The sequence below is a fragment of the Streptomyces tricolor genome, assembly GCF_002155905.1.
GTDB classification, from domain to species: Bacteria; Actinomycetota; Actinomycetes; order Streptomycetales; family Streptomycetaceae; genus Streptomyces; species Streptomyces tricolor.
In genome coordinates this window covers 1-8,608 of record NZ_MUMF01000172.1, presented here as the reverse complement: position 1 = coordinate 8,608, position 8,608 = coordinate 1, and the positions used below count along the sequence as shown (strand labels likewise).

The window sequence follows — 8,608 nt, the reverse complement described above, 5'->3', positions numbered from 1 at the left end:
CAGCAGGAAGGAGTCGTCGGTGATGCGCTCCCCGCGCGGGCCGGGCTCGGAGATGGCGTTGCCGTTCAGGAACACCGTCAACGCCGACGCCTGCGCCGAGTTCCAGTCCCGCTGCGTCATCTCGCCGCCCTCCGGGGTGAACCAGGCGATGTCGGACAGCTCGTCATGGGTGCCCTCCACCGGACGGCCGTGGAAGAAGCGGCGCCGGCGGAAGACGGGATGGTCGCGCCGCAGCCACACCATCGCGCGCGTGAACTCCAGCAGGTCGCCCTCCTGCGACTCCGGCCAGTGCACCCACGACAGCTCGTTGTCCTGGCAGTAGGCGTTGTTGTTGCCGCGCTGGGTGCGGGCGAACTCGTCACCGTGGCTGATCATCGGCACGCCCTGGGACAGCATCAGCGTGGCGATGAAGTTCCGCATCTGCCGGGCGCGCAGCCGCAGCACCTCCGGATCGTCGGTGTCGCCCTCCGCCCCGCAGTTCCAGGACCGGTTGTGGCTCTCGCCGTCCCGGTTGTCCTCGCCGTTGGCCGTGTTGTGCTTGTGGTTGTACGACACCAGGTCGTGCAGGGTGAACCCGTCGTGGCAGGTGACGAAGTTGATGGAGGCCAGCGGGCGGCGGCCGTCGTCCTGGTAGAGGTCGGAGGAGCCGGTCAGCCGGGAGGCGAACTCCGCCAGCGTGCGCGGCTCGCCCCGCCACAGGTCCCGTACCGTGTCGCGGTACTTGCCGTTCCACTCGGTCCACAGCGGCGGGAAGTTGCCCACCTGATAGCCGCCCTCGCCCACGTCCCACGGCTCGGCGATCAGCTTCACCTGGGAGACCACCGGGTCCTGCTGCACCAGGTCGAAGAACGACGACAGCCGGTCCACCTCGTGGAACTGCCGGGCGAGCGTGGCCGCGAGGTCGAAGCGGAAGCCGTCGACGTGCATCTCGGTGACCCAGTACCGCAGCGAGTCCATGATCAGCTGGAGCACGTGCGGGGACCGCATCAGCAGCGAGTTCCCGGTGCCCGTGGTGTCCATGTAGTAGCGCGGATCGTCGGCCAGCCGGTAGTAGGACGGGTTGTCGATGCCCTTGAAGGACAGCGTCGGGCCCAGGTGGTTTCCCTCGGCGGTGTGGTTGTAGACCACGTCCAGGATGACCTCGATCCCGGCCTCGTGCAGCGCCCGGACCGCCGACTTGAACTCCAGCACCTGCTGGCCGCGGTCGCCCCAGGAGGCGTACGCGTTGTGCGGGGCGAAGAAGCCGATGGTGTTGTAGCCCCAGTAGTTGTTCAGGCCCATGTCGGCCAGCCGGTGGTCGTGCACGAACTGATGGACGGGCATCAGTTCGAGCGCCGTCACTCCGAGCTTGGTCAGATGCTCGATGACCGCCGGGTGGGCGAGGGCCGCGTAGGTGCCGCGCAGCTCCTCCGGCAGCCCCGGATGGCGCATGGTCAGGCCCTTCACATGGGCCTCGTAGATCACCGTGTGGTGGTACTCGGTGCGCGGCGGACGGTCGTCGCCCCAGTCGAAGTACGGGTTGATCACCACGGAGGTCATGGTGTGCGGCGCCGAGTCCAGGTCGTTGCGCTCGTCCGGCGCGCCGAAGTGGTAGCCGTACACCTCCTCGCCCCACCGGACCGCCCCGCTGACCGCCTTCGCGTACGGGTCGAGGAGCAGCTTGGCGGAGTTGCAGCGCAGCCCGCGCGCGGGGTCGTACGGGCCGTGCACCCGGAACCCGTACCGCTGTCCCGGCATCACGCCCGGCACGTACGCGTGCCGCACGAACGCGTCGCTCTCGCGCAGTTCCACCGCCGTCTCCGAGCCGTCGTCGTGCAGCAGACACAGCTCTACTCGGTCCGCGGCCTCCGTGAAGACCGCGAAGTTGGTTCCGGCGCCGTCGTAGGTGGCGCCGAGCGGATACGCCTCTCCAGGCCAGACCTGCATGGGTACGACTCTCCCAGGTGTGCCGTCCGCCTGGGGCCGCGTTGGCCCCGAGTCTCGTCCGAAAGTGAGGCAACCTCCCACGGCTCCCCCGACCTCTTATCCAGTGACCAGTGCGCACGGCGGTTCTGGTACCCGCCGTGGGCCGAACATGCGGGGCAGACACGTACTCCCGGGGACCAGGGGGAGTAGGGGGAAGATGTGCGCGAGAAAGTCCACCGTCATCTGGGCAAAGTACTGACCGGCGCGGCGCTGGCGGCGGCGGGGACCGCCGCCATGGTCGCGGTCACCCTGCCGGGCACGGCGGGCGCGGACGACTCCGGCGGGCCCGGCGGCGGGACGCGGGCCGCGCGGCAGGCCGGGCAGGGGCCGGACGCCGCACCGCCCGGCGTGGTGGAGCAGGCGCCCGCCGAGGGGAAGCAGGGCACCGGCCGCGACCCGCTCACCGACGACGAGATCCGGCGGGTCGAGAAGCTCGCCGTGACCGGACGGCTTTCGGCCACCGCTCGGGACGTCGAAGGGGACCGCGGACCGCAGCGGCTCAGCGTCGACCTCGCCGAGCCCGAGGCCGCCGAGGCGGACGACCCGCGGGCGCCACGGCGGGCCGACGTGACCTACTACGACTACAAGAACGACACCCTCGTCACCAAGACCGTCAATCTCAAGACCGGGAAGGTCGAGCAGACCGACGCCCAGCGCGGTGTCCAGCCGCCGCCGAGCCGCGCGGAGAACGCCGAGGCGGCCCGGATCCTGATCGCGGACCCGCTGGGCGCGGGCCTGAAGGCGGACTACAAGGACGCCACCGGCAAGGAACTCACCTCGCCGGACCAGTTGCAGCTGAGCGGCGGGATCTACGAGGCCTCGCCGGGCGCCCAGCCCGCGGTGCTCGACGCGTGCGGCGAGCACCGGTGCGTGCGGCTGTTCTCCAAGATCCGCAACGGGCCCTGGATCGACACCCGGGACCTCGTGATCGACCTGAGCGCCCGCAAGGCCGCCGCCCTCGACCGCAGCTGACCGCCGTCCGCCGTCCCCACCCCTACCTCCGGCAAGGGAGTCACCTCTTCATGCCCGAACAGCACCTGCCCGGCGGCGTCCGGCCGCGCATCCCCGGCCGTGCCGCCCGCAAGAGCGCGGCCGTCGGACTGACCCTGGCCGCGCTGGCCGCCGGCGCGACGACGACGGCCGGCCCCGCCGTGGCCCGCCCGCAGACCGCTCCCGCGGCGGCGGCACCCGGCTGCAGCGCCGCCCACACGATCGAACAGAAGCTCTCCACCGGCACGACCTGGCGCATGTGCTGGCGCTACGACAGCAAGGCCGGCCTCGTCCTGGAGAACATCTCCTACCAGCCCAAGGGCGAGACCAAGCCCATCAAGGTCCTCAACAGCGCCAGACTCGCCCAGATCCACGTCCCGTACGACGACGGAAAGCACGAGTACTACGACCTGACGGGCCAGAACTTCGCCCAGGAGCTGATGGAACTGGCACCCGCCGAATGCCCCGGCGGCACCATCAAGAGCGTCAAGGTCCCCGACGCCGACCCGAGCCACCCGAACGTCAAGGGCCTGTGCACGACCACCCGTTCCCGCGGCCACGCCTACCGGATGCACGACCTCGTCCAGCCGGACAAGACCTACCAGCAGCAGGGCAAGGACCTGCTGGTGTACACGGTCAACCAGGTCGGCTGGTACGAGTACATCACCGAGTGGCGCTTCCAGGACGACGGCACGGTCGCCATGAACGTCGGGGCGACCGGCAGCCTCTCCTGGGAGGACTACAACGCCCAGGACGGACGCGGCTGGCCCATCGGCAAGGGCGCCAAGGACTACGCCACCAGCCACAGCCACAACGTCTTCTGGCGGCTCGACTTCGGCCTGGACGGCTCCTCGAAGACGAAGGTCGAGCAGTACGACTCCACCGTGAGCGCCCCCGCCGGACGGCAGGAGGGCCCGACCGCCAAAACCACCCGCACCAAGGTCGCCAAGGAACTCGCCGGCGACCACAAGGCCTACCGCTGGTGGCGGGTGGTCAGCGCGACCGGCAAGAACAAGGACGGCCACGCCCGTTCGTACGAACTGGTCCCCGGGCCCACCATCCGCTACCCGGGCCGCGGCTTCACCAAGCACGACATGTACGTCACCGAGTACAACCCGTGCGAACTGTTCGCCAGCCACAACCCGAAGTGCGCGAACGGACACCCGAAGTCCGTCGACAAGTGGGTGGGCGGTCAGGCCCTCACCCACCCGGTGGTCTGGATGAACGTCGGCTTCCACCACATCGCCCGGGACGAGGACCAGCAGCCCATGCCCGTGCACTGGCAGGGCTTCTCCATCGCCCCGCGGGACGTCACGGCTATGAATCCGCTCACTCCCAAGGAGCTGGCATGGCAGAACGGCCACTGGGAATGGCGTAGTTGAGCAAAGCAGACGGGAAACCGACCTGTCCATCCGGCTGCACCGCCGACCGCTTGCGGAGTACCCTTCCTTGATCGTTGACACGGGATAGGCCCGGGGGAGCGGAAGGCGGTGCACGGGTGGGCTCGGGAGGGCTGGAGCTGCCTCCTGGTGACGAGGGTCACGAGGGGAACTCCACAGACGTCCCGCCCGGCGCGGTGTCCCTGGCCCGCCCGATGGACGCGGGGTCCATCGGGCCGGAGCTGGACTGGGACGCCGACGCCTGGCGCGAGGTGCGCACCCGCGCCCAGCGGGCCGGCCGGGCCTACATCTGGCTGAATCTCGTCGAACAGCGGCTGCGCGCGGTCGTGGCGGCCGTACTGCGGCCCATCTACGAACCCGTCCACGGCGACGAGTGGGTGGTGGCCGCGGCCGGCCCGGCCGGGCAGGAGTGGGTGCAGCGCGCGGTCGCCGTCCGGGAAGTCAGCCGCCGCAAGGGCTACTTGCTGGACCCGGCCGACGACAACGTGCTCAGCTTCCTCACCCTGCCCCAGCTGCGCGAGCTGGTGGTGCAGCACTGGCCGTGCTTCGAGCCGTACTTCGACGAGCGCCGGGACCTCGAACTCGCTCTCGACGAGCTGGAGGTGACCCGCAACGTCGTCTCCCGCAACCGGGCCCTGTCCGAGGCGGTCCTCGGCCAGGCCGAGCGGGCCTCCGCCCGGCTGCTGGAGATGCTCGGCGCGGGCGGCGACGTGCCCTCGGCGCGCCGGCTGCCCGTCGACGCGGTCGAGGACCTGGTCGGCGACCGGTACGCCGACGTCGTCGCGGTCCACGCCGACCGGGTGCGGCTCATGCGCCAGTTCCCGGCCGAGGACATCTTCGGCGGCGCCCGCCGGCTCGACGCCATCGGCATCGGCCTCAACCTGCTGGTGCAGAACTTCTCCGGGCGGCGTCTGATCCGGCTCGCCGAGTCCGGGTGCCGGGTGCGGCTGCTCTTCCTCAACCCGGCCTCCAGCTCCGTCAAGCGCCGCGAACGGGAACTCGGGATGAAACGGGGCGAACTGAGCCGCTCGGTCGAGATGAACATCCTGCACATGCGCCGGGTGCGGTCCCGGCTGCGCGACCCGGGCGCCTTCGAGATCCAGGTGTACGACGAGACGCCGCGCTTCACCGCCTACCTGGTGGACGGCGACGGCGCGGACGGCATCGCCGTGGTGCAGTCCTATCTGCGCGGGGTGCGGGGGATGGAGTCGCCGGTCCTGGTGCTGCGCAACGGCAGCAGACTGGTCACGTCGGACGATGTGGGGGAATCCGGGCTCTTCCCGACATACCGCGAGGAATTCGAGCTGGCTTGGGCGGATTCGCGCCCCGTGTCCTGAACTGTCGGCACTGTCGGCAACTGTCGACAGCTGTGGGCGCCCGGAAGGCCGGGAAGCGGAACGCCGTCCTCGGATTGTCAGTGCCCCGTGCGATGGTGGAGGCCACTGGGGGAAAGCACCACCAAGAAGGGGGGCCGCCCATGGGCTGGCACCGGGAGCTGCTGATCGGCTTCGACCTGGAGACGACCGGGACCGATCCGCGCGAGGCGCGCATCGTCACGGGTGCCGTGATCGAGGTCAGGGCCGGTGAGCCGATGGGGCGCCGGGAATGGCTGGCCGATCCGGGCGTGGAAATCCCGGCCGACGCGGTCGCCGTGCACGGCATCAGCAACGAACGCGCGGCGGCCGAGGGCCGACCGGCCGACCAGGTGGCCGACGCCATCGCGGACGTCCTCGTCTCGTACTGGAAGACGGGCGTCCCGGTCGTCGCCTACAACGCGGCCTTCGACCTCACCCTGCTCTCGGCGGAACTGCGCCGGCACGACCTGCCGTCCCTGACCGACCGGCTGGGCGGCACCCGCCCCGCCCCGGTCATCGACCCGTACACCATCGACCGCTGGGTCGACCGCTACCGCCGCGGCAAACGGAATCTGGAGGCGGTCTGCGCCGAGTACGGCATAGTCCTCGACGCGGCCCACAACGCCACGGCCGACGCCCTCGCCGCGGCGCGGCTCGCGTCCGCGATAGCCGACCGCCACCCGAAGATCGCGTCCCTGGGCCCGGCCGAGCTGCACCAGCGGCAGATCCAGTGGTATGCGGAGTGGGCGGCGGACTTCCAGGCGTTCCTGCGACGCAAGGGGGAGGCGGACGCGGTGGTGGACGGCACATGGCCCCTCCGTGAGCTGACCGAGGGCCAGCCCGCATAGCCGTTGCGGTCCGCGGGCGGGCGTGCGGCGGGCGCCCTCAGAAGGGATACCACCGCACCGTCGCGTCCCCGTCCCGCAGCGACGCCACCCGGCGCTCGAACTCGGCCAGAGCCTTCGGGTTGCTCGGCGCGTGCTGCGCCACCCACGCGCAGCTCGCCGTCTCGCGGGCGCCCCGCAGCACCGCACAGCCCTCCCACTCGCGTACGTCCCAGCCGTACGCCTCGGTGAAGGCGTCGTACGCGTCGGCGGGCAGCCCGTAGCGGTCGCGGGAGAGGGCCATGACCACCAGGTCGTGCTCGCGCAGATCGGCGGAGAAGGTCTCCAGGTCGACCAGGACCGGCCCGTCCGGCCCGACGTGCACATTGCGGGGCAGCGCGTCGCCGTGGATCGGCCCCGGCGTCAGACGCGGCGTCAGCGCCGCGGCCTGTGCCGCGAAGCCGTCGCGGCGCGCGCGGAGATAGGCCGCGTCCTCCGGGTCGATCGCCTCGCCCGCGAGCCGCAGCCAGCGCTCCACACCGCCCAGCAGGTCGCGGGGCGGCAAGGCGAAGGGAGGAGAGGGGAGTGCGTGCACGACGCGCAGCAGCCCGGCCAGGTCCCGCGGCTCGGCCGGCCGTACGGGATCCGGCAGCCGGTGCCACACGGTCACCGGATGGCCGTCGGCCAGCAACGGCTTCGGCTCGGCCGCCCGCACCGCCGGTACGCCCGCCTCGGCCAGCCATCCGGCGACGGCCAGCTCGCGCTCGGCCCGCGGCAGCAGCTCGGCGTCCCGGCCCACCTTCACCACCAGACCGCCGGCCGCGAACACCGCGTTCTCGCCGAGCGCCAGCAGCCGCGCGTCCCGGGCGGCCGGAACCGGCAGTACTCCCGCCGTGGCCAGTACGTCCCGCGCGCGTGCCTCGTCCATCGTGGTGCCTCCGTGCCGTCTTCCCGTGCCGTGCCTGCCCGGTCCCCGGCCAGTCTCGCATTCGCACTGGTCGGCCGCCGTGCGCGGGCCCGGCCGCGGTGCGCGGTCCCTTGACGAGGCACCGGGCCTTCACGACCATGAACACGCCAACCGGAGCTGGCAAAGGGGCTGATTCCGTGACACGAGTGGGCGAAGCGCGGACATCAGCGGCGGGAGGGCGACGGCCGGCCGGCCGCCGGATCGCCGATCACGGCTCCTGGTTCCTGGTCCTGCCCGCCCTCGTGCCCATCCTCGTGCTCAGCGTCGGCCCCCTGCTCTACGGCGTCCTGCTGGCCTTCACCGACGCCCAGTCCGGCCGGACGGCCGCCACCCGGTGGATCGGCGCCCTCAACTTCCGGGACCTGCTGCACGACACCCTCTTCTGGGAGTCGTTCCGGATCGGTCTGGTCTGGGCGGCCGGAGTGACCGTGCCCCAGTTCCTGCTGGCGCTCGGTCTGGCCCTGCTGCTGAACCAGGACCTGCGCCTGCGCGGTCTGGCCCGTGCCCTCGCGATCGTGCCCTGGGCGATGCCCGAGGTCGTCGTCGGCATCATGTGGCGGCTCGTGTACAACCCGGACGCCGGCGTCCTCAACGAGACCCTGCGCGACCTCGGCCTCGGCTCCGGCCGGGACTGGCTGAGCGGGCTGGTCACCGCGCTGCCCGCGGTCATCGTCGTCGGCGTCTGGGCGGGCCTGCCGCAGACCACGGTCGCCCTGCTCGCGGGGCTCCAGAACGTCCCGCGCGAACTCCACGAGGCGGCGGCGGTCGACGGCGCGGGCGCCTGGCGCCGCTTCCGCACCGTCACCTGGCCCGCGCTCAGACCGGTGGCCCTCGCCATCACCGCGCTCAACCTGATCTGGAACCTCAACGCCTTCGCGCTGGTCTACGTGCTCACGAGCGGCGGACCCGGCGGAAGGACCCGGCTGCCGATGCTCTTCGCCTACGAGGAGGCCTTCCGCTACGGCCAGTTCGGCTATGCGGCGGCGATGGGCTGCGTGCTCGTCGCGGTCGTCTCCGTCCTGCTCGCGGTGTTCCTGGCAGGCCGGCTGCGAGGCGGTGACGAGGCATGAGGAGGATCGGATCCCGGCTCGCAGCCGGCCTGCCAGG

At 71.5% G+C, this 8,608-nt stretch carries 7 protein-coding genes; 5 read left to right on the top strand and 2 right to left on the bottom strand.

Going from position 1 to position 8,608, the window contains the following annotated elements:
* Positions 1-1,926, bottom strand: a 1,926-nt coding sequence (glgX, locus tag CCN44_RS13695; protein WP_086697798.1) for a glycogen debranching protein GlgX, incomplete at its 3' end; no start/stop codon positions are given.
* Between the two features lie 198 nt (positions 1,927-2,124).
* Here glgX and CCN44_RS13685 point away from each other — a divergent pair.
* The 4 genes from CCN44_RS13685 (at position 2,125) to CCN44_RS13670 (ending at position 6,558) form a co-directional block, all read left to right on the top strand.
* Positions 2,125-2,937 (top strand): Tat pathway signal sequence domain protein, encoded by an 813-nt coding sequence (locus tag CCN44_RS13685; protein WP_086697797.1) that lies wholly within the window; start codon positions 2,125-2,127, stop codon positions 2,935-2,937.
* A gap of 50 nt (positions 2,938-2,987) precedes the next feature.
* The gene (locus CCN44_RS13680) at positions 2,988-4,337 is read left to right on the top strand and encodes a copper amine oxidase (protein WP_086697796.1); all 1,350 of its coding nucleotides are present in this window, start codon (positions 2,988-2,990) and stop codon (positions 4,335-4,337) included.
* A 116-nt stretch (positions 4,338-4,453) separates the two neighbouring features.
* On the top strand, positions 4,454-5,692 hold the full coding sequence (locus tag CCN44_RS13675; protein WP_086697795.1) for an SAV2148 family HEPN domain-containing protein: 1,239 nt from the start codon (positions 4,454-4,456) through the stop codon (positions 5,690-5,692).
* Between the two features lie 140 nt (positions 5,693-5,832).
* Positions 5,833-6,558, top strand: a complete 726-nt coding sequence (locus CCN44_RS13670; protein ID WP_059253614.1) for a 3'-5' exonuclease — start codon at positions 5,833-5,835, stop codon at positions 6,556-6,558.
* A gap of 37 nt (positions 6,559-6,595) precedes the next feature.
* Here CCN44_RS13670 and CCN44_RS13665 read toward each other — a convergent pair whose 3' ends face one another.
* Positions 6,596-7,462 (bottom strand): phosphotransferase enzyme family protein, encoded by an 867-nt coding sequence (locus CCN44_RS13665; protein ID WP_059253615.1) that lies wholly within the window; start codon positions 7,460-7,462, stop codon positions 6,596-6,598.
* Positions 7,463-7,638: 176 nt separating this feature from the next.
* Between CCN44_RS13665 and CCN44_RS13660 the strand changes: the two genes are divergently transcribed.
* Complete coding sequence (locus CCN44_RS13660; protein WP_414820500.1) at positions 7,639-8,571, top strand: carbohydrate ABC transporter permease; 933 nt, start codon at positions 7,639-7,641, stop codon at positions 8,569-8,571.
* The last annotated feature ends 37 nt before the right edge of the window (positions 8,572-8,608 follow it).

Bases quoted from the DNA above. Each gene is read 5' to 3' on its own strand.
- CCN44_RS13665 (WP_059253615.1), bottom strand. From the start codon at position 7,462: ATGGACGAGGCACGCGCGCGGGACGTACTGGCCACGGCGGGAGTACTG.
- CCN44_RS13670 (WP_059253614.1), top strand. From the start codon at position 5,833: ATGGGCTGGCACCGGGAGCTGCTGATCGGCTTCGACCTGGAGACGACC.
- CCN44_RS13680 (WP_086697796.1), top strand. From the start codon at position 2,988: ATGCCCGAACAGCACCTGCCCGGCGGCGTCCGGCCGCGCATCCCCGGC.